This is a genomic window from Methylocaldum szegediense (assembly GCF_949769195.1).
GTDB classification, from domain to species: Bacteria; Pseudomonadota; Gammaproteobacteria; order Methylococcales; family Methylococcaceae; genus Methylocaldum; species Methylocaldum szegediense.
This window is the reverse complement of sequence record NZ_OX458333.1, coordinates 2,484,791-2,506,821: the sequence shown is the minus strand read 5'-3', so window position 1 is coordinate 2,506,821 and position 22,031 is coordinate 2,484,791. Positions and strand designations below refer to the sequence as shown.

15 protein-coding genes are annotated in these 22,031 nt (G+C 59.4%); all 15 read left to right on the top strand.

Annotated features, from left to right (window positions below; genetic code table 11):
- Positions 1-299 precede the first annotated feature (299 nt).
- The 15 genes from QEN43_RS10660 to QEN43_RS10590 all read left to right on the top strand — a co-directional run bounded on the left by QEN43_RS10660 (position 300) and on the right by QEN43_RS10590 (position 22,027).
- On the top strand, positions 300-3,410 hold the full coding sequence (locus QEN43_RS10660; protein WP_317963224.1) for a response regulator: 3,111 nt from the start codon (positions 300-302) through the stop codon (positions 3,408-3,410).
- Between the two features lie 8 nt (positions 3,411-3,418).
- Positions 3,419-4,237 (top strand): CheR family methyltransferase, encoded by an 819-nt coding sequence (locus QEN43_RS10655; protein WP_317963223.1) that lies wholly within the window; start codon positions 3,419-3,421, stop codon positions 4,235-4,237.
- A gap of 8 nt (positions 4,238-4,245) precedes the next feature.
- Positions 4,246-4,842: a chemotaxis protein CheB gene (locus tag QEN43_RS10650; RefSeq protein WP_317963222.1), complete on the top strand. Its 597-nt coding sequence runs from the start codon at positions 4,246-4,248 to the stop codon at positions 4,840-4,842.
- A gap of 8 nt (positions 4,843-4,850) precedes the next feature.
- On the top strand, positions 4,851-6,005 hold the full coding sequence (locus QEN43_RS10645; protein ID WP_026611480.1) for an ATP-binding response regulator: 1,155 nt from the start codon (positions 4,851-4,853) through the stop codon (positions 6,003-6,005).
- A gap of 700 nt (positions 6,006-6,705) precedes the next feature.
- Entirely contained in the window at positions 6,706-8,358 is a 1,653-nt protein-coding gene (locus QEN43_RS10640; protein ID WP_317963221.1) for a sensor histidine kinase, read from the top strand.
- Positions 8,359-8,394: 36 nt separating this feature from the next.
- Positions 8,395-9,108 carry a response regulator transcription factor gene (locus QEN43_RS10635; RefSeq protein ID WP_036269180.1) on the top strand — a complete coding sequence of 238 codons (714 nt, stop codon included), beginning with the start codon at positions 8,395-8,397 and terminating at the stop codon, positions 9,106-9,108.
- Between the two features lie 319 nt (positions 9,109-9,427).
- Positions 9,428-11,224, top strand: coding sequence for an autotransporter domain-containing protein (locus tag QEN43_RS10630; RefSeq protein ID WP_317963220.1), 1,797 nt, complete (start codon positions 9,428-9,430; stop codon positions 11,222-11,224).
- Positions 11,225-11,377: 153 nt separating this feature from the next.
- Complete coding sequence (locus QEN43_RS10625) at positions 11,378-11,899, top strand: REP-associated tyrosine transposase (RefSeq protein ID WP_317963219.1); 522 nt, start codon at positions 11,378-11,380, stop codon at positions 11,897-11,899.
- Positions 11,900-12,289: 390 nt separating this feature from the next.
- Positions 12,290-13,717, top strand: coding sequence for an undecaprenyl-phosphate glucose phosphotransferase (locus tag QEN43_RS10620; protein ID WP_317963218.1), 1,428 nt, complete (start codon positions 12,290-12,292; stop codon positions 13,715-13,717).
- A gap of 25 nt (positions 13,718-13,742) precedes the next feature.
- The gene (locus tag QEN43_RS10615; protein ID WP_317963217.1) at positions 13,743-14,894 is read left to right on the top strand and encodes a polysaccharide biosynthesis/export family protein; all 1,152 of its coding nucleotides are present in this window, start codon (positions 13,743-13,745) and stop codon (positions 14,892-14,894) included.
- 249 nt (positions 14,895-15,143) lie between these two features.
- A complete protein-coding gene (locus tag QEN43_RS10610; RefSeq protein ID WP_317963216.1) occupies positions 15,144-17,381 on the top strand; it encodes a polysaccharide biosynthesis tyrosine autokinase in 2,238 nt (745 codons plus the stop codon).
- A gap of 63 nt (positions 17,382-17,444) precedes the next feature.
- Positions 17,445-18,704, top strand: coding sequence for an O-antigen ligase family protein (locus tag QEN43_RS10605; RefSeq protein ID WP_026611485.1), 1,260 nt, complete (start codon positions 17,445-17,447; stop codon positions 18,702-18,704).
- Positions 18,685-20,028: a lipopolysaccharide biosynthesis protein gene (locus tag QEN43_RS10600; protein ID WP_051331944.1), complete on the top strand. Its 1,344-nt coding sequence runs from the start codon at positions 18,685-18,687 to the stop codon at positions 20,026-20,028. Before QEN43_RS10605 ends, QEN43_RS10600 begins: the two co-directional genes overlap by 20 nt.
- A gap of 141 nt (positions 20,029-20,169) precedes the next feature.
- On the top strand, positions 20,170-21,165 hold the full coding sequence (locus QEN43_RS10595; RefSeq protein ID WP_317963215.1) for a class I SAM-dependent methyltransferase: 996 nt from the start codon (positions 20,170-20,172) through the stop codon (positions 21,163-21,165).
- A 22-nt stretch (positions 21,166-21,187) separates the two neighbouring features.
- Positions 21,188-22,027, top strand: a complete 840-nt coding sequence (locus tag QEN43_RS10590) for a glycosyltransferase family 2 protein (RefSeq protein ID WP_051331945.1) — start codon at positions 21,188-21,190, stop codon at positions 22,025-22,027.
- Positions 22,028-22,031 lie beyond the last annotated feature (4 nt).

The following is a 22,031-nucleotide window of genomic DNA, read 5'->3' as shown; positions in this document are numbered from 1 at the left end:
GCCTTTCGTCTTCCACCGCGCTTGTACCGGCTATGCATTTCAGCTTTTTAGCCCGCGACGGACTTTTCTTCGCGTGACGGCGTCTTAGCTGGAGCGCACCCTTTTGGCAAGAAAGGCGCCGCGCCGGTTGAATCTTTCATTTTTCTCCGGAAAAACATCGTGTCGCTCCAAGCTTCCATCGTTCGCCGTCGACGGGACGCGGCGTGCCGTGTGTCGAAAGCCTTAGGGCGGAAGTTTCCGCGACTTCGCGTTGTCGGACGCTTCCGACGGTGGGCGGAATTCGGGTTGAGGGCAGCGGGATGACACGCTTCGAGAAACAGCAGAGCCTGCTGGTCAATACCGCCATCGTGATCAGCCTGGCGATCGCTTTCGTGGGTGACATTCTGACGCCCCAAGGTGTCGCGGTCTGGGCTCTCTATTTCATCCCGGTGGCCCTGACGCTCTTTGTCTGGCGCCAGCGGATACCGATCCTGGTTGCCCTCGCGGCGACGATTCTGATGCTGGTCGGCCGGCTTCTTGCGGAACCGTCCAACGAGCCTTTGCTGACCATTTCGGGATTGAACAAGGTCCTGGGCGTGCTGTCGATCTGGGCGGTGACGGTGGTCGCTCGGCAGAGCGTCGGGGTGAAACTCCAGCTCAAGGAAGACGACTGGATCCGCTCCGGGCAACGAGATTTGAGCCTGCGTATGCAAGGTGAGCAGTCCTTCGAAGTGCTTTGCGACAAGATCCTGCGCTTTTTCTGCGAATATCTCGATGTGCCCGTGGGCGTGCTCTATGCGGCCGAGCGCGACGGCGGCGAACTGGTGCGCATGGCGTCGTACGCGGTCGGGCCAGATTCGGCTTGCCCGGACCGTATCGCGCCGGGCGAGGGACTCGTCGGCCAGGCGGTCAAGGAACGGCGGGTCTTGCGCTTCGATAACTTGCCTGACGGGTATCTCCGGATGTCGTTGGCGCTCGGTGAAGCCGCTCCCAGGCACCTCGTGGTGATGCCGGCGGTCATCGACGGCAAGGTCAAGGCGGTGATCGAGCTCGGATTTCTCTCTCCGGTGGGGGTCGCGGACACGGATCTCCTGAGCACCATGGCCGAACCGGTGGCCAGCGCGATCCGCTCGTCGCTGTACCGCACCCGCCTCGAGGATCTCCTCCGAAAAACGCAGCGGCAGGCCGACGAGTTGCAGCGACAGAAGGAAGAGTTACGGGCGGCCAACGAGGAGCTCAAGCGCCAGGGCAAGGCGCTGTCCGAGTCCGAGGTGCGACTCGAGGCGCAGAACGAGGAGTTGACGGAGATCAACGTCCGGCTGGAGGAACAGCGCGACGAGCTGTCGCGGGCTCAGGAGGAGCTGATGAGGCGTTCGGAGGAACTGGTTCGGGCCAATCGGTACAAGTCGGAATTCCTGGCGAACATGAGCCATGAGTTGCGAACGCCGCTCAACAGCGCGCTCATACTCGCCAAGCTTCTCGCCGACAACAAGGACGGCAATCTGACGCCGGAGCAGGCCAAGTACGCCTCGATCATCTACTCGTCGGGCAACGATTTGCTCGAGCTGATCAACGATATCCTCGATCTTTCCCGGATCGAGGCGGGCCGCCTGGAGATGCGGCCGGAGCCGGTCGAACTCGGCCCTTTGGTGGAAACGCTCCGGCGAAGCTTTCAACCGATAGCCTCGCAGAAGAACCTCGCATTCAAGGCGCGCATCGAGCCGGGAACGACGGGAACGATCACCAGCGATCCGCTGCGGCTGCAGCAGATTCTTAGAAATCTTCTCTCGAACGCCTGCAAGTTCACCGAGCGGGGCGAGGTCAGCCTGCGCGTGGTACAGGCCGGAGCGGACCGGATCAGCTTTGCCGTCCGCGATACCGGCATCGGTATTCCCCCCGAGCACCAGGACGCCATCTTCGAGGCCTTCCGCCAAGCCGACGGGAGTACCCAGAGGAAACACGGCGGCACCGGGCTTGGCCTCACGATTTCAAAGGAGCTCGCCCATAGACTGGGCGGCGAAATCCTGGTGGAGAGCGCTCCCCGCAAAGGAAGCACTTTCACCCTGGTTCTCCCGGTCGAATTCGCGCGGCCGGCCGGCGAGGAACCGCCTCGGGAAGCGGAGGTGGTTTTCCTGCCCGGTGCTCGCTCGGCCGCGGAGAAACCGGCGCCGGGTCCGGAAAAACCCGCGCGGGAATCGGCGGGCGGGGCGGTGCAGGACGATCGGGAAAGCCTGGCGCCGGGGGACCGAAGCATTCTCGTCATCGAGGACGACCAGGCATTTGCGGGTATCTTGCGCGACCTCGCCCGCGAAATGCGCTTCCGCTGCCTGGTCGCGACGACGGCGGGCGCGGGCTTGGCGCTCGCGGAGCAGTTCCTGCCCAGCGCGATCATCCTCGACATCCATCTGCCGGACCATTCCGGGCTCTGCGTGCTCGAGCATCTCAAGGGCCACGCCGCCACCCGCCACATTCCGGTGCATGTCATCTCGATTTCGGATTATACGCAGCAAGCCCTTGAAATGGGCGCGGTCGGATACGCACTCAAGCCGGTCATGCGCGAGCAACTGGTGAGCGCTTTCCGCAAGCTGGAGCAGAAGCTGGAACAGAACGTCCGTCGTGTCCTGGTGGTCGAGGACGTCGCCGCCCAGCGCGAGAGCATCGAGCGGTTGCTCCGCACCGAGGGCGTCGAGGTCGTTTCGGTCGGGGCCGGTAGCGAAGCGCTGAAGCAACTGAAGGAAGCCACCTTCGACTGCGTGGTTCTCGACCTCAGCCTGCCGGATATCTCGGGTTACGACCTGCTCGACAAAATGGCTTCGGGCGAAGCCTTCTCGTTCCCGCCGGTAATCGTCTACACGGGGCGCACGTTGACACGCGAGGAGGAGCGGCGGCTGCGCCGTTATGCCAGCACCATCATCGTCAAGGGCGCCCGCTCGCCGGAGCGCCTGCTGGACGAGGTGACGCTTTTTCTCCACCAGGTCGAGGCCCGGCTTCCCCGCGAACATCAGGATATCCTGCGCGAGCTGCGCAGCCGGGAGGGGGCGCTCGAAGGCCGCACCATCCTGGTCGTCGAGGACGACGTGCGCAACATCTTCGCCATCTCCAGCGTGCTCGAACCGAAAGGCGCCAAGGTGCGCGTCGCCCGCAACGGCAAGGAAGCGCTGGAGGTTCTCGAACGCAGCAAGCAGGAGCCCGGCGCTCAAGTGGACTTGGTTCTCATGGACATCATGATGCCCGAGATGGACGGTCTCACCGCGACGCGGGAGATCCGGAAGCATCCGGAATGGAAGGAACTGCCGATCATCGCCATCACCGCCAAAGCGATGCCCGACGACCGCGCGATCTGCATTCAGGCGGGCGCCAACGACTACATCGCGAAGCCCATCGATATCGACAGGCTGGTTTCGCTCATCAAGGTTTGGATGCCCAAATAGAGGACGCCGTGCACGAAGACACTTTCGATACGGAGCTCAAGCTGCTCCTCGAGGCCATCTATCTCAAGTTCCACTACGACTTCCGTCATTACGCGCCGGCATCGCTGAAGCGCCGGCTTTCCCAGGCCATGCGCCGGTTCGGCTGCCGGACGCTGTCGGGGCTGCAGGAGCGAATCCTGCATGAGCCCGGCGTTTTCCCTGAACTCCTGTCGTTTCTCACCATTATGGTGAGCGAGATGTTCCGCGACCCCGCTTTCTATCGGGCTCTGCGCGAAAAAGTGGCCCCGTTTCTCCAAACGTATCCGTCTCTCAAGATTTGGGTCGCGGGTTGCAGCACCGGAGAGGAGGTTTATTCCCTCGCCATTCTTTTGCAAGAGGAAGGGCTGCTCGATCGCACCCTGATTTACGCGACGGATATCAATCCCGAAGCTCTGCGAAAGGCCAAGGCGGGCATCTACGACCTGGATCGGGTCGTCGGGTTCAGCAAAGCCTACCAGGCGGCGGGCGGACGTGCGTCACTCTCCGATTATTACACTGCGGCCTACGGCTCGGCCGTGTTCGACAAAGCCCTGCGCGGGAACACCGTGTTTTCCGACCACAGCCTCGCGACCGACCATGTTTTCGCCGAGGTCCAACTCGTCACCTGCCGCAACGTTCTCATCTATTTCGATCGCGCGCTGCAGAACCGGGCGATCGGGCTGTTTCGGGATTCCCTTTGCCGGAAGGGATTCTTGGCCCTGGGGGCCAAGGAGACGCTCCGATTCTCGGATCACGCCAGGGAGTTCAGCGAATTCGCGCGCGAGGAAAGGATTTATCAAAAGGTGTGAGGCTCGATATGGAACCATGTCCGACCCCGGTCCGACCAGAGGCGATCGTGGTGGGCGGTTCCGCCGGTGCCCTCAATGCGCTCTCCACGCTGCTTGCCGACCTGCCCGACGAGTTTACCGTACCCATGGTCATCGTTCTGCACTTGCCGCGACGCAAGCCCAGCGTGCTGGCCGAGGTTCTCTCAGCCAAGGCCGGCCGGCCGGTACGGGAACCTCAGGATAAGGAACCGGTCTCATCTTCGATGATTTACGTCGCTCCGGCGGACTACCACCTGCTCATCGACCAAGGGCGGACATTCGCCCTTTCGGTGGACGAGCCGGTGAATTTCAGCTTACCCTCTATCGACGTTCTCTTCGAATCCGCAGCCGACGTTTTCGGCGCGCGGCTGGTAGGGGTTCTGCTGTCCGGCGCGAGCGCCGACGGCGCGCGCGGTCTCAAAGCCATCGAGGATGCCGGCGGGACCGCCATTGTCCAAGCGCCGGAGGATGCCGCGATGTCTGCGATGCCAAACGCGGCCATCGCCCTGTGCGAGCACGCCTGCGTGTTGTCGGCGAAGGAGATTCGCGAGCACCTGCTCCGGCTTGCGGGCAGCGACCGAGCGTGAGAAGAACCATGAATCCTAAACCAAAGATTTTGCTGGTGGACGATCGCGAGGAGAATCTCGTGGCGCTGGCGGGCCTTCTGAACGGACATGAGGCCGATCTGTTATGCGCGCGTTCCGGCGAAGAGGCATTGGACCGTCTACTGGTACACGAGGTGGCGCTGGCGCTCGTCGACGTGCAAATGCCGGGAATGGACGGATTCGAACTGGCCGAGCTGATGCGCGGGACCGAGCGCACCCGGGAGATTCCCATCATTTTCGTCACCGCCGGAATTCACGACCACGCCCGCGTATTCAGAGGCTACGAGTCGGGGGCCGTGGATTTCCTGTTCAAGCCTTTGAACCCACACATCCTGTCCAGCAAGGTCGCCGTCTTCATGCAACTCTACCGCCAAAAGCGGGAACTGGCGGAGCGGGTGCGCGAGCTGGAGGCAGCTCTCGCGGAGCGGCAGCGGATCGAGAACGCTCTGAAGGCGGCCGATCGGCGCAAGAACGAATTCCTCGCCATGCTTGGCCACGAACTTCGGAATCCTCTGGCACCGATCAGGAACGCCGCGCAAATCATGAAAAAAATGAATGTTTCCGACCCGAAGCTTCAGACGGTCCAGCAGGTCATCGATCGTCAGACCACCCATCTGGCGCGCCTGGTCGAGGACCTGCTCGATATCTCGCGGATCGAACAAGGCAAGATTACGATCCGCAAGGAGCCGATCGAACTCGCGACAGTCGTCGATCAGGCACTGGAGAGCTGCCGGCCCTTGGTCCAGTCCCGCCAGCACGAATTGATCGTTTCGGTTCCGACCGCGTCCATTACGCTCATGGGCGACGCCGAGCGTCTGGCGCAGATGATTTCCAACCTGCTCAACAACGCCGCTAAATACACGCACCCGGGCGGGACTATATGGCTAACGGTAACGCGGGAGCGCGAGGAAGCCGTGATTCGGGTAAAGGATAACGGGGAGGGCATCCCGGAAGCGCTGTTGTCCCGTATTTTCGATATCTTCACGCAATCCGAGAAAACCCTCGATCGTGCCCAGGGCGGATTAGGGCTCGGCTTGGCCATTGTCAAAAAGCTGGTCGAGCTGCACCAAGGGCGAATCGAAGCCTACAGCGAAGGGCCGGGAAAGGGAAGCGAGTTCACGGTGTGGTTGCCAGTGCGGGCTTGAGGCGCTGCGAAGCGGTTCACGACGGTAGCCCTCCAGCCTATCCTCGGGCACTGCTTGGTTCTTAGAGCGTTTTCATCGCTGATGTACGCTCGAAAAGGAAGCTGCTTTTAGCAACCAGTGAGTTTGAAGTGGGTTTCGCGCCGCGGGCTTTGAGCCAGGGGTGAGAGAAAGCGCTTCCGCGCCGTAATCGGATAAGAAGCGGCTCGAGCTGAATGTCTTGACGGCGATGCTTTGCGAAAGACGGCCGGTGGCAAAAGCCGCTTTAAGTCAAACGCTTCGGTTTTCTCGCGGTTGCCGCCTGCCAAGCGCTCACATTAAGGAAGCTCAATAAGTCCTTCGACAGACTCAGGACAGACTTGTCGAAAGGCATGCACTTGGTCAGAGATTTCTTAACGTCCCACGAACCCTGCGATTATCCTTCTCGTGCCCCAACGCCAACCAGGACTGGCTTGGGTTTTCCCTGCATGACTTGTGCCTTCGGTCAGAACAATTGTGCCTGACCGCACTGCGGGGCGATCGCCAATCCTTTTCCGGCAAATGTGCCCTGATTCGGTATCCGGAGTTTTTCGTATTACCATGCCTGACGAACAGGATGACTTTTGCCCCTGATCGTTTGACGAAAACAAGCGAAACGGCGTTCGGGTTCGGTCATGGCGTCACGTAAGGCCACCCCTGCTTCGTCCTTAAGATGGGATAGTTCATGTTGCGTGTAAGATTGGCACTGGTTGTCGCCATCTCTCTGTGTTTTGTCTTCGTGCTCGGCTTGACGCTGTATTGGGGGTCTCACAAAATCGCCCTGTATTCGTCCCGTAGCCAGGCGGCTTATGAGGCGTTCGATCGTTATCAGCAGCTCTACCGGGAAGCCTATCGTTACTTCAAGCAACGTATGGATCTGCTCCTGGTCGACCAGCAAGGCACGGTGGCGGACGTGGAAATGTCGCGCCAGCGCCTGCACGATGCGATCGAACGCTTGCGGAAAGCGGCCGCGACGGGTTTGGATTCCGCCAACGATATCGAAGCCTGGCAGAACCGTCAGAGCGAATTGGACAGCATTGCCCGTTTGAGTGCATCGCTCGAGGCCGGGATGCATCGGTTCGACGAGGTCGACCGTTTGCGCCACGAAGGCCGTCGTGAAGCGGCCTTGTTGCTGCTATCGGAAGTTCTGGAGGAAGACATCGACCGCACCTTCGATCCGCTCATCGATAGCGCGATCAGCCGCGAGCGTGAACGCGCTTTGGTGGCAAGAGAGCGGCTAATGGGACTGGTCGGCCTTTCCAGGTGGATATCCGTGAGCACGGCGCTGATTTCGGTGGTTTTCAGCCTGGCCGCGGGCGCCATGCTGTTCAGAAGCATCCGTCGTCCGATCGAGGCCCTGATGCGGGGTACTGACGAAATCGCGGCGGGCAATCTACTCTACCGTATCGCCATCGACAGCCGGGACGAATTCGGGTATCTCGCCAAGCACTTCAATCAAATGGCGCAGGAGCTGGAAATCCAGCGGCGCAAACTCGGCGAGGCGCATGCCGCGTTGGAGCATAAGGTCGCCGAACGGACCTTGGAGCTAAACCGCCTCAACGGCGAGCTGCAACGGCTGGATCATGCGCGCAGGCAGTTTTTCGCCGACATCAGCCACGAACTGCGCACGCCGATCACCGTGATCCGCGGCGAGGCGGAAGTGACGCTGCGAGGGCGGAACAAGGAGGCCGAGGAGTACAAGGAATCCTTGCAGCGCATCCTCGATCTGTCGCTGCAATTGGGCAAGCTGGTCAACGATCTGCTGTTCCTGGCACGGGCCGAAACCGCTCACCTGCAGTTCGAGTGGGAAATGCTCGATTTCGTCGAACTGGTGGTCAACGCGGCCGAGGACATCCGCGTGCTGGCGCAGGACAAATCGATCGAAGTGACGCTGAATGTCGCAGATACGCCGGTATGGGTCCGGGGCGACAAACAGCGGCTCCGTCAAGTCGTTTTCATCCTGGGGGACAATGCCGTCCGATATTCGGATGCGGGCAGCCGGATCAGGATCGATCTGGAAGCCGACGGCGCGGAAGCGGTCTTGCGCGTCAACGATCGCGGTATCGGCATTCCCGCGCACGATCTGGAGTTGATCTTCGATCGCTATTACCGCAGTACGAATGCCCGCCGTTCCAGCGACGACGGCACCGGCCTCGGTCTTCCGGTAGCAAAAGCTATCGTGACTGCGCATGGCGGACGGATTTCGGCACATAGCAGTGAAGGGCATGGAACGACCTTTGCAGTAACATTGCCACAACTCACACTGAACGAGAGCGATACGGACGTGGGCGCCGACGTAGACGTTTGCCAGGATTACGCTCGAGAATCGGCTGCCTGACGTCGAAGGCCCTTTTTTAGGCGAGGTAACAAAAGCTTGGACATTCTGTTGGTAGAAGACGACGAGCGTATTGTCGAATTCGTCAGGCGCGGACTGAAGGCGGAGGGGTATAAGGTGGATGTCGCCCGGACCGGACGGGAAGCGACCGCGCTCGCTACGGTGGGGGATTACCGACTGATTATCCTGGATCGAAAACTACCTGATTTGACCGGTCTAGAGGTGTGCGAGCGGCTGCGCGCCGACGAGATCGACACCCCCATACTCATGCTGACGGCCATGGACACGGTGCAGGACAAGGTGACCGGTCTTCGCGCCGGGGCCGACGACTATATGACAAAGCCCTTTTCGTTCGAGGAACTGCTCGCACGCATTGAAGCGCTGATGCGCCGGCGCGGCGGAGGACTCAAGATGGAATCCAGGGAACTCCGTGTCGCCGATCTGGTGCTGAACTTGGACACGCACGAAGTCCGGCGTGGCAGCCGGGTGATCGAGCTTACGCCCAAAGAGTTCGCGCTGCTGGAGAGCTTCATGCGGTCTCCCGGCAAGGTCTTGAGCCGGACCCGAATCCTGGAGCAGGTCTGGGGTTACAGCGCCGATCCCATGACCAATGTGGTTGACGTTTATGTCCGCCAGCTGCGGCGCAAGATCGACGAAGGCTACGAACACAAGCTCCTCAAGACCGTTCGCGGTTACGGTTACAAGTTGGACGCGTCGTGCGAAACAGACAGGATTGCTCAGGATGAGGCTTAGGTCCCGGCACGGTTTTCGAAAACCGGGGTAGTCGCGGTCTGTGCACGCGGCATTAGGAAGCTCTGAACAAGGATTCCGTTCATGCCCTTCGACTTGGTTCAGGATAGACCTGTCGAAGGACTTAAATCAAAGCTTCCTACTAATAGGCAACGGGGGCGCCGACGGAAATCTTTGTCGAAGCCGCTGATTTCGTCTTTAATACACTTACGGCGATCCGTTGGGGTATGATCTGCACGGCCGAGCAGTGCGTCCAGGGTCGGCAAACTAAAAATGTAAGTGGGCAAATCGATTGCTCCGAACTCAACACCAGGTGCACCTCATGAACAAGTTTAGGCGGAGCCTGTCTGAAGTCGGAAATCGGGATGGGGGCTCCCAGAGGAGGGGGATATCGCATTTCGGGGAATTTCTTCTTTTCTACGTCATGCCTTCGCCATGGTGGCTCGCTTTTTTAATGTTGGCGTTGAGCGGGCACCAGGCACTGGCCGACACCGTCACGGTTAGTCCAACGGCGCCTTCGGTGGCTGCGGATGCCGGGTCGGTGGAAATTACGCTCACCTATTCGCGAGGAGTGAACGAACAACAGTCCGGTGAACTTTTTGTCACTTGGGAGACCAACGACGGTACCGCGACCGCTTCGGTGGACTATATCGGCGTGAGTGGGGGGGGGCTCTTCGACCGTGTGGAGGGACCATTGACGCAAACCGAGGTTATCTCGATTCCCATCGTCAACAATCCGGATTTGACTGCGCCCAGGACATTCACGCTCAACTTGACTTGTGACGAGAGTTTTTCGGAGTCGCCGTGTCCCTCGGATGTTTTTCCGACTAGTACCGTCACAATCACCATCACGCCTGTGTCAACCACCCAGCCTCCCACGCCCACGCCGCTCGGCGAACTTCCCGGACTCACCGAAAACGAGCGCTCCGTGGCCAGCGCCCTGATAGGGGCCTGTGACGGCGCTACCGGCGAACTGGCGCAGCGCTGTTCGGACCTCTTGGGTTCCGAACTGAGCGATGCCGAGAAGATCGCCGCCTTGAGCCAGATCACCCCCGAGCAGGTCGCTTCCCAAACCAGTACGCCTTTGCGTATCGGCACCGGGCGCATGGCCAACCTGCGGCAGCGGCTGACCCAGCTGCGGCACGGTGGTGGCGGTCTCGACCTGGCCATGAATATAGACGGCCGAAACATTTCTTACGCCCAGCTCGCGCGTGCGCTCGGGAAGGAATCGGGCGGCGCGGCCGGCGACAGCCCCGACGACCCGCTGCGGGACGGCCCCCTCGGGTTTTTCGTGCAGGGCCGGTTCAACGGGGGGGACAGGGACGGTACTCGCGAAGAGCGGGGCTACCGGTTCACGTCGGGAGGCGTGACTGTGGGCGCCGATTACCGGCTGACCGATCAGTTAGTCCTGGGGCTTGCGTTCGGCTACGACGGTACTTCGTCCGTGTTCAGCCAGGACTCCGGCGCTATGGACACCGATTCGTACCACGGCTCCTTCTACGGCAGCTATTACCTGCCCCAAGACTTTTACGTGGATTGGATAGGGAATTTCACCCGCCACGACTACGACATGAAGCGCAATATCCGCTATAGCGGGTTCTCGTCGCGGGCGCGCAGCAATCCGGAAGGCAATCAGTACGGCTTCGCCGTCAGTGTCGGAAAGGATTTCGCGATCAGCGAATGGAGCCTGAATCCGTACCTCCGTATGGAATACGCCAAGCTCCAGATCGACGCCTATCAGGAAAGAGGAGGCGGCGGCCTAGGCTTGGCCTTCAGCAGCCAGGACGATCACTCCCTGACCACGGACCTGGGCGCCCAAATCGGCCGGAGTTTCAGTCTGCCCTGGGGCGTACTGACGCCGTCCATTCGCTTCGAGTGGGAGCACCAGTACCAGAACGGCTCGCGCGATATCAGAGGACGCTTCGTGGATGCGGCCCCTGGCACCGGCGGCTTCACCATCTCCAACTCGGTCCCGGACCGCGATTATTTCAACCTGGGCGGATCGCTGGCCGCCACCTTGCCCGGCGGCAACGCCGCCTTTCTCCGCTATGAAACCCGCCTCGGCCAGCGGACCGTTTCCAGCCATATTGTCGAAGCCGGCGTCAGAATTTCGTTTTAGATATTGCGCCGGGAACGGCTAACGCCCCTTCGACGGGGCTCAGGACAGGCTTATCCCGGCCTACGATGTCGTCAATTTCTTCCTGATTCGTAGTAGGTAGGCCGGAATAAGCGAAGCGTTTCCGGCAAACCAGCTTGTAACATCATCCGAACCATGAGCGATTATCGGCGGCTCTATCTCCCCGGCGGGACCTACTTTTTTACCGTCGTAACTCATGGACGGCAACCGTTATTCGCCGATGACCAAAACATCGAAAAGCTGCGCTCGGCATTCCGCTATGTAAACCCTCGCCGCCCTTTCGAAATGATTGCCGCCGTGGTTTTGCCGGATCATCTGCATTGCCTTTGGCAATTGCCAGTTGCGGATACCGACTTTTCCACACGCTGGCAAATGATCAAAACCGATTTTTCACGGCATGTACCGGCTCGGCTGAACAAGGATGGTTCGAAAAACCTATGGCAACCCCGCTATTGGGAACATTGCAGCATACGGGATGACGAGGATTTCGGGCGGCATCTTGATTACATCCATTACAATCCGGTCAAGCACGGGCTTGCATCGGCGTCGCTCGAATGGAAATTCAGTTCGTTCAGACGATTCGTAAGGACAGGGTGGTACGATGCGGCTTGGGGTGGGAGCGAGCCCGAGAACATTCGCGGGATGGAGTTCGAATAGCTTAAGAGCCAATCCCGATCGGCCGCTCGCTCTGAGCCCTTCGACTCGCTCAGGGCAGGCCCTTCGACTTGACATCAAACATAGAATCTCAGGATAGGCTCTAAGTGTCACGCCGCAAGTTTCGCGCCGGGAACGCTTCGCTTATCCCGGCCTACGTTCCGGCGTATGAATTGAGCTTGTAGGCTGGAATAAGCGAAGCACTTCCGGCATCTTCTGGTCACCGCCGCGCAAAAATCCTCCTCCAAAAATAATTCAATCTTCATCTCGTTTTAATTTTCCCCTCGGCTGTTCACTCATCTTGCCTTCGTAGGCTAATGCCAGAAAGGCTGCTTCCGTTCCGATGCACAGCAGTCTTCTCGACGTTGCGAGAAATAGAAGAGGTTCACGAACATGCCACTCGGTTTTGGACTCGTATTTAGGGGACTTTACAAACAGTATGGCCACACGGTGATCGTGCTGTTGCGGTTTCTCGACATTGCGATGTTGCTAGCCGCGGCTTGGGTCGCCTTTTATTTCTGGCATCGAACACCGGTCATCGACCCGGACCACAGGGTCGTGATCGCGATAGGCATTCTGGGAGCCATCTTTTTCTTCGAAATCGGGCAGATTTATCGTCCCTGGCGGAACGATGCGATGCGCGGGGAAATCGCCCGTATTCTGCGCGCCTGGATATTCACCCTGATTTCGGTTGTTTGCATTGTTGCCTTAGTCCGTCTCCATGTCTGGCTCGGTTCCAGCTATCGCTGGATTGCAACCTGGGGCGTGCTGGGTTTTGCCTTCGTGGTCCTCGCGCGCGCCGTGCTTTCGCGCGTACTTCGAATCTTGCGGGCGCGTGGCTGGCAGCAGGGCCGGATTGTGATGGTCGGGCTGAACGAGATGGCGATTGCCGCGAGCCGCCAATTGAACGAATCCCCCTGGGCCGGTCTGCAGGTGGTTGGCTATGTCGACGATCGTTCGGAACCCAGGGGATTGGTCGGAGCAGTGTCGCTGCCGCGGCTGGGCGGGCTGAAGGATCTGGCCTCCTTGGTGACCCGGGAGGCTATCGATGAAGTCTGGGTAGCGTTTCCGTTCAAGGGCGAGGCGCGCGCGGAGCAGGTTCTTCACGAGTTGCGCCATTTGCCGGTCAGCATTCGGCTGGTGATCGACTGCTTCGCCTTCAAGATGAGCAAGTTCCTCAATCTGAACGAAGTCGCCGGCATACCGACCCTCGATATTTCAGTCTCGCCTCTGCACGGCATCAATCGCTACATCAAGGAAATCGAAGACCGTTTGCTCGCGCTGATCCTTTTGATCCTGGCAAGCCCGCTGATGCTGCTGATCGCCATCGGGGTGAAGCTCAGCTCGCCGGGCCCGGTGTTCTACCGGCAGGAGCGGGTAGGTTGGAACAATCGCAAGTTCATCATGCTGAAGTTCCGGTCCATGCCGGTGGATGCGGAGGCGAAGACCGGTCCGGTCTGGGCCAAGCCCGGGGAGAATCGGGCAACGCCGTTCGGGGCGTTCCTGCGCAGGACCAGCTTGGACGAACTTCCACAGCTTATCAACGTGCTCAAAGGCGAAATGTCGCTGGTGGGTCCTCGCCCTGAACGTCCGGATTTTGTGGAAGTGTTCAAGGATCAGGTGCCGAACTACATGAAGAAGCACATGGTGAAGGCCGGCATCACCGGTTGGGCTCAGGTGAACGGCTGGCGTGGTGACACCGATCTCGTCAAGCGCATCGAGCACGATCTTTATTACATCCAAAACTGGTCGGTGTGGTTCGACCTGGAAATCGCCTTACGAACCATCGTGTCCGGCTTCGTCAACAAGAACGCCTATTAATAGGTCCGCGGGGAGGGGATAGGAGATGAGCGCATCGTCAACCGTGGGTTCGTTGCTTGGAAAATCGGATGCCATGGCCGCGGTCTTGGTGTTGTGGCTGGTTGTTTTTCTTTCCGGCTGCGCGCTGACGCCGGGCATGGATATGAAACGGGGCAGCGATGTCTCGGATGCGGTTGTGCCGGTAATGAAGGACGGCAAGCTAGTCAAGGAGAAAGTGAAGATCGTTCCGATCACCGCCGATTTGATCATCGAGCGGGAAAACGCCAGGCTGCAGGACGCCCGCACGCTCACGCTGCCGAACTCGGAACCGGAGCCTTACCGGGTCGGGCCGCATGATCGGCTGCTGATCACGGTTTGGGACCATCCCGAGCTGAACGATCCGGGCGGTGAGGATATTCCGCCCGAACTGGCGGGCAAGGTCGTTCTCGATGATGGGACGATCTTCTATCCCTACGTGGGCACCGTTCACGTGGCGGGCAAGACCGTTGCGGAGATCAGGGACATGCTGACCGAGGCACTTTCCAAATACTTCAAGAAGGTCAAGCTGGACGTACGCGTGCTCGCGTTTCAGGCCCACAAAGTCACCGTGGTGGGCGAAGTTAAGTATCCCGGTGTCCAGTCGATCGTGGATTCGCCGCTCAATGTCGCGGAAGCCATCAGCCGTGCGGGCGGCGTGACGGCAGAGGCTGATCTGAGCCATGTGACGCTGGCGCGCGGGGACAAACTCTATCCGATCAATCTCCAAGCGCTCTATGAACAGGGCGATAACGGCCAAAACCTGCAACTTAAGGCCGGCGACGTGCTGCATGTGCCCGATCGCTATCACGCCAAGGTCTTCGTCACCGGCGAAGTGGGCCGGCAGCAGGCGCTGCAAATCCACAAGGGCAGGATGACGCTCGCTCAGGCCTTGTCGGAATCCAACGGAATCGACTTCAACACGTCGAACGCGGAGGAAATCTACGTCATTCGCGCCGGACAGGCCAAGCCGGAAATTTTCCAGCTCAACGGGAAATCGCCCGACGCCATGATTCTGGCGGAACAGTTTTCCTTGCAGCCGCACGACATTGTTTTCGTCGGCACGGCAGGCGTTACCCAGTGGTCGAGGGTACTGAACCAGCTCCTGCCGTCGTCGTTCAGCCAGGTCATGACGCGAGGCGCGTTCTATGGGGGGTTCTGACGGTTTTTGGGTAGGCCGGAATAAGCACGTCGGAAGCGGTGACGAAGAAACCGTCCTTCGATGAAGCTCAGGACAGGCCCTTCGACGAAGCTCAGGAAGGGCGTCGATCGCGAACGATGTGGTTCATGCAGCACATCCTATGAGCTGTCCTGGGCCGGTCGGGGGAGTGATAGACGCTTCCAGCAAAACGGCACGAAAGTAAGAACCGATTTCCGACCCTTTTAACCGAATCGATACGTGAATTAAGCCATGAACACGTACGGACAAAACGAGATCATCCTTCCCCCGTCGCCGAACTGGTCGTCCAGGATCGAGGAGCCGGGCGTCAGCATTAGGGACTACGTCGACCTGCTGCTCGAAGGCAAGAAGACGATCCTGTTGACGCTGACAGCGGTGCTAACGGTGACGGTGGTCTATCTGATCTTCGCTCCCCGCACCTACAAGGCGGACGCCTTGCTGCGCATCGATAAGAACAAGGCGCTGCTTACCGCGCCGCTCCGCAGCGAGGCCAGTAAATACCCTGCGGAGGCCGAAAATCCGAGAGCGCAGCGGGAGGTCGAGATTCTTAGATCCCGTTCGGTACTCGGCAAAGTCGTCGACGGATTGAATCTGGCGGTGGAAGTTTCGCCCCGGTATTTTCCCCTGATCGGCGAAGCCCTCGCGCGCTGGCACGACCCGCGCGACGGCGTGGCTGGTGCCTGGTGGGGGTTCAGCCGTTGGGCCTTCGGCGGTGAGAAGATCGAGATTGGCGATTTCACCGTGCCCGATCGTTACCTCGGGAAAGATTTCACCCTGGTTGCTCTTGAAGGTGCGCGATTCCAACTGCTCGGTCCCAAGGGCGAACGGCTGGGCGAAGGGCAGGTGGGCGACAGCGTCGAGATCGACGTGGGTGAAGAGAAACCCATCGTCATCAAGGTTTCCGAGCTCAAGGCCCATCCCGGCACGCATTTCGATCTGCGCCGGGAAAGCCGGTTGACAGCTATCGAAAAACTCAAGAAGGCGTTCACCGTCAAGGAAGCCTCCAAGGACACGGACATCCTGAATGTCGAACTCAAGGGCCGCGACCCCGTGAAGCTCGCCAAATCGGTGAACGACATCGCCACCACCTATGTAAACGCGACGGTGAACTGGGAATCGGCGGAAGCCGCACAGAAACTGGCGTTTCTCGAAAGCCAGCTGCCTATCGTGAAAGAGCGCCTGGAACGGGCGGAGCAGGCCTTGAGCGCGTATCGGCAGCAACACGGCGCGGTCGACATTTCGGCCGAGGCTGAGGTACTCCTGAAGCAAGCGGCGGAAATGGAAACCCTCGGCATCCAGCTCAGACAGAAATACGAGGAACAAAATCAGCGGCTCACGGATGCGCATCCGGACATGATCGCCACCAAGGCCCAGATCGCCCGGGTCGAACGCAAGCTCGCGGATCTCAACAAGCGGATCAAGGAACTGCCGCGTACGCAGCAAAACATGGTGAGCTTGTCCCGCGATGTGCAAGTCAACACCGAGCTCTATACCTCGCTGCTGAACAGCGCGCAGGAGCAGCGCGTGGCCGCCGCGGGATCGATCGGCAATTCCCGCATCGTCGACTATGCCGTGATACCGGAAAAACCCTACTGGCCGAAACCCGCTCTATTGTTGGCGATCGCGACCGTATTGGGCCTGACCGCGGGTTCCGCGCTCGTGTTCCTGCGTAACTCCCTGCAGCGCCACGACAATTACCCGGCGTTGCTGGAATACCGGGTCGGGATTCCGCTTTACGCCGCTATTCCCCACAGCAAGACCCAGAGGCGTCTCGCCAAACGCGTCGATTCGGACCGGCCGGCCGTATTGGCCAGCCAGGCACCTCACGACATGTCGGTCGAATCGCTGCGTGCCCTGCGGACGACTCTCGAAGCCACCCTCGCCAGCGGCGAAAGCAAGGTCATCATGATCAGCAGCCCGGCACCGGGCATGGGAAAGTCCTTTGTCAGTTCGAACCTGGCAGCTCTCCTCGCCAGCATCAGGAAACGGGTGCTGATCATAGACGCCGACTTACGCAATGGCCGGTTGCATGAGGTTTTTTCGGTACAGAAGGAACGGGGGCTTTCGGATCTCCTCGAGGGAACGGCTTCGCTGGCCGAGGTGATCACCAGCCTTCCGGAGGTGGGTGTGGATTTCATCTCGAAAGGGCGGAACGTCTCCAATCCCGCCGAACTCCTGGTGCTCGGCGGCCTGGACTCGATCCTGGAAGACCTGAAAGCTTTCTATAACCACATCGTCATCGACTCCCCGCCGGTCTTGGGTACGACCGACCCCGCCATCATCGGTAAACACGCCGATGCTACCTTCCTGGTTGTCAAGGAAGGACGTTACACCGCGCAGGAGCTGGAGGTGAGCTTCCGCCGCTTCCAGCACGTGGGCATCAAGCCGAACGGCTTCATCATCAACGATATGAAGGAAGGTTCGTCGTATTACTCGTATTACGGGTATGCGTATCCGAAGGCGGTTTAACGGGATTTCGGCTTTTTTGGACCGGCACAGCGACTGCCAAAAACAAAAAGACGTTTTGGAACGATGAAAATCCGCCTCGAAAAAGATCTGCCCGTGCTTCTTTTCGCCCTGGTGAGCGTGTCGGCGGTCGCGTCGTTGCCTCAGGTCGAGTCGGCGTGGAACGGGGTCAAGGAGGTTTACGGGGAACAGGATTTCGGTCTGCGCATCTTGCGTGAAGTGATGCTGGTGGTGGTAATCGCTTACGCGGCGCTGGAACGGCGGTTCTGGAGAGGCGCGGCGACCGGTTCGATGTTTGCCTTCCTTGCGGTGGTCGCAAGTTACGCGCTGTTCGAAGTCGCCTATGCGCTGTTCTTGGATTTACCGTTGGTGGTGCCGCTGGCCGGGCTTCGCGTGTTCGAATACCTGCCGCTGGCTCTGATCGGCTACATGACGGCGCGGCTGGGCGCGGCCGAGACGGTCATTCTGAAATTTACCTCCTACCTCCGTTATTACATCGTCCTGCAAGGCGTATTGGCCATCATCCAGGCGCTGTGGTCGCCGCCCTTGGTCGGCGTATCGCTTCTGGGCGGCGGACGTCCCTTCGGCACTTTTGTCAGCCCGAATCTGTTCGGAGCGGCAATGTCGACCTGCACGCTTTTTTTCGCGCTGGCCAAGGCGCCGAAGATTCGGAAATGGATGTACGTCACCACTTTTCTGGCCTTGTTGAGCGGGTCCCGAACGGCCTTGCTCAGCTCTTTCCTGGTTCTTTTCTTCCAGTTCTATTCGGCGGTGCGTCCCCGCGACCGCTGGACATTGATCCTGCCCGCCCCGGCACTCGCGGTCGGCGCGCTGATACTGGCATCGAGTCCGCTCCTGAGCGGCCGGGAGGATGCCGATCCCACGCAGGATGGCCGCATCGCGCTCTGGCAACGGATGCTGAGCAATAACATCAATGACCTGCCGGATCTTCTCTTCGGTTGGGGGCTCGGGCTCGGCTCCAACACGATCAACGTCCTGTTCGGTGCCGAGCATTTTCCCGGCCAGTTCGATTCCGACAGCCTGTATCTGTTTCTCCTTAACGGCTACGGCCTGATCGGCCTGCTCGCGTATCTCGTTTTCCTTTGGATGTCCGCCCGGATGTCCGTCCATCCTCGAAAAGGCATGGTGATGACATTCATTTTCGTAGCGGGGCTGCCGTTCAATCTTTGGGAGTATTTTCCGCAGAATGCGATGTTGATGTTCCTGTGGGGCGCGGTATTGGGTACCGCGCGTGAGGCGAGTCTGCAGCCATCGCGGGTGACGGCTACGAACTACCACCGTGGCTATGGCGAACCGATCCGTTAACGCCGCGGGTGGGCGGCGCATCTTCGGAGACGCCTCCTGGGCATTGTTCGGCCAGGTAGGGTCCGGCCTCGTGCTGTTGCTGGGTACTCGGATCATTACCGAAATGGTTTCGCCGGCGGTTTACGGGCAGGTCGCCTTGTTGACCGGTATCGTGGCGCTCGGCGTTGGCATCTTCGCCTATCCGTTCGTTTGTGCGGGCATGCGTCTGCTGCCGGAGTGCTTGAACGCCGGAGAGCGGACCGCCTTGTATCGGGGCGTGCGCCGCCTGACGGCGCGTTCAAGTTTCGTTGCCATGTCGTTCCTGGCGTTTGGAGGGGCGGCGTACAGTCGAATGACCGGGTTTGACCCATGGTTGTTCGCGATTGCTGCCCTACTTTTTTTTGTCACCGTCCGCCGGGAAATGGGGTTTCAGTTGCTGATCGGCGAGCGTCGGCAGCGCGATGCCAGTCTGTGGCAGGCCAGCGACAGCATTTTGCGGCCACTGTTCGCCATTCTGCTGGTGTGGCTGTGGGGGCCGGACGCCGCCTGGGTGTTGCTGGGATATGTCTTGGCTAGCGTTGCCGCGAATACGGTCTGGTCGTTTGTGCATGACCGGGAGCGGAGCAGAAAGGTACGGCCTCGCGCAGTAACCCTTAAGCAGCTTGAACGGGATCTCAGGGTTTATGCGCTGCCGTTGATTCCGATGGAGCTGCTGTCCTGGTTCAGCGGGCTGGGCGCCCGGTATATCGTCGGCTACCTCATGAGCGCGGCGGATGTGGGCGTTTACGCCGCCGCTTACACCTTGACTAATGAAGCGTTCAACCGTAGCGCCATTGTGCTGTTGCGCACCTTCCAGCCGGTTTATTTCCAACACGTTTCGGCCGGCGAAAAAGAACAGGCGTTCAAGATCTATTGGATTTGGCTGGGCTGTGTGGCCGCCATGGGGATAGGGGGTGTTGCGGCCTTGTTTGTGCTGAAAGACTGGGTCGCCGCCTTGTTATTGGCGGAAACCTATCAATCGGCAGCCGTCCTCATGCCCATCATCGGGGCCGGCTGCGCGCTGCAGGCCTTGGGCATGGTGGCAGGGCAGCCGCTGTTGGCGGTGAAGCGGACCCGCCCCCTTCTGGTCGGGCGCCTGCTCGGGGCGATAACCGCCGCCGTCGCCACACCCTTGATGATCCGGGCATACGGTCTGACCGGTGCGGCCGTGGCGGCGCCGGTCTATTTCGGAGTCGAAGCGCTGGTCATGGCGTTATTGGCGAGGCCGTGGCGGAAGATCGGTGCGGTTCGGAAGGAGGAGACGTGGGTAGTCAGGAAATCCGCTCTGCCTCTGGGGGAGGGCTAGAGTGAGGGGAAGGCTCAGGTACCTGGAGATGAAGGGCGCAACCAACCGGCTTTTGCCCTTCCTACGTGCCACAAGCTGTAGAACGAGACGATGATCGCCATCCGAGAATGGTTCCAACCTATTTCAAAAGGAGTCAGGTAAATGCCTGTGCCACTGTACTTTTTCTCCGATATCGCCTGGGACGACGACGATACGATGCCGGCGTCGACGGGTTCTGCCGTCTACGGGGAGTTTCTGAACGAATGCGTAGCTTGCAGAGGCGGGAATCTCCGCTTCTGGCGCAGGAAACGGTACCAATACACGTCGAACAGCAGCGTCGAGGCTTTCCATATCTGGCGCTGCTCTGACTGCGGCACGGGCTTTCTGAACCGGCCGCCACACCCGGACTGGCTGAAGGCGATCTACCAGCTCTCAGGACAGGCGCTCACCGAGCCAGTCACGGCTGCCGATGTGCTCGCGCGTGAAACGAAGTTCCCGAATATGACGGTAGACGCTGCACGTATGGCCCGCGACGCTGATCGATACAACAGTTCCGGAAACAAGAGGGCGCTGGATATCGGTTCAGGTTTCGGGTTCTACACACAAGCGTTGAGGAAAGCCGGGTATCGGACCGTCAGCATCAACCCCGGCAAATACGAGAATGCGGTTTTCAAAGAAATCAACGGAGACGACCCGATACCTGTCATGTTCGATTCGTTCCAGGATTCGGAACCATTTGGCGTGGTCGTCATGTCGCAGGTTCTGGAGCACCTGTTGGAACCTGAGCGGGCGGTAAAAAAGGTATTCGGGCTGTTGGCGCAGGGTGGGGTTTTGGCTTGCGCCGTGCCCAACTTCGAATCGTTTGCGGTGAAATTGCTCGGTACTCGGGATAACGCCTGCTTATGGGTGCCGGAACACGTCAATTACTTCACCGAAAAAGGCCTGCGAATACTGCTTGAAAAGAGCGGATTTAAGGTAATGAAGACGGAGTACATTACCCGGATTCAACCGAATGCGCTGGCCAAGCGGATAAATGGCGGCAAGCTTTTGTCGGATCTCCTGGAATTTTTAGTGATAAACCTGCAAGGACCGTTCTCCCGTATTGTCGATTCTCTGGGGATGGGCACGTATATCAACGTGTACGCCGTCAAAGCATAACCGGTTCGACGGGAGACATGATATGAGCGATTGTAGGCTGACCGTGGTTATTTTGACCAAGAACGAGGAAGATAATCTTCCTCGTTGCTTAGACGCAATACCTAATCGATACCCTGTCGTCGTCGTAGACTCTGGAAGTATCGATCGGACAGTCCAGATCGCGAAGCAGCGCGGATGCACGGTTTTCGAAAACCCTTGGCCGGGTTTTTCTGAGCAACGCAATTTCGCGCTTCGGCATTGCAATATCAAGACGCGCTGGGTTTTGTTTATCGACGCGGACGAAATTTATCCCGCGAAATTCTATAACTGGTTCGAATCGTATATCGCAAGCTCGGACTCAGTCGATGTGGTGATGGTTCCGTCGATTCTCTATCTGCGCGGAAAACGCCTGAATTACGCGCCGGGCTACCCGATTTACCACCCGAGACTGGTGCGCAGGGATACCACGAAATTCGTCACTAATCATACCGGCCACGGCGAAGCCGTGATTGATACCTGCCGAATCTCGTATTCGCCCATTCCATACGAACATTATTTCTATAACGGCGAAATCATCGAATGGATGCATAAGCACATTGGAAAAGCGGCGCTGGAGGTGCGACCGCGGCCTACCAAGGGCGCCGTCATGACGACCCGCGGCCGCTTGAGTGTTTGGCTGGGACGCTCGGCGTTCCGGATATTTGCCCGATTTCTCTATCACTTCGTGGTGCGGCGCGGGTTTCTGGATGGCTTCGCTGGCTTTGAATTCGCGCTGATGTTTACTTGGTACGAAGCCACGATATACCTGCAGGCGAAAGCGGGGTGCGAATCGGAGGTTGGCTCGCTTCAAGGACGTGAAACCTTGCTCGAAGGCAATCCTTGAAAAG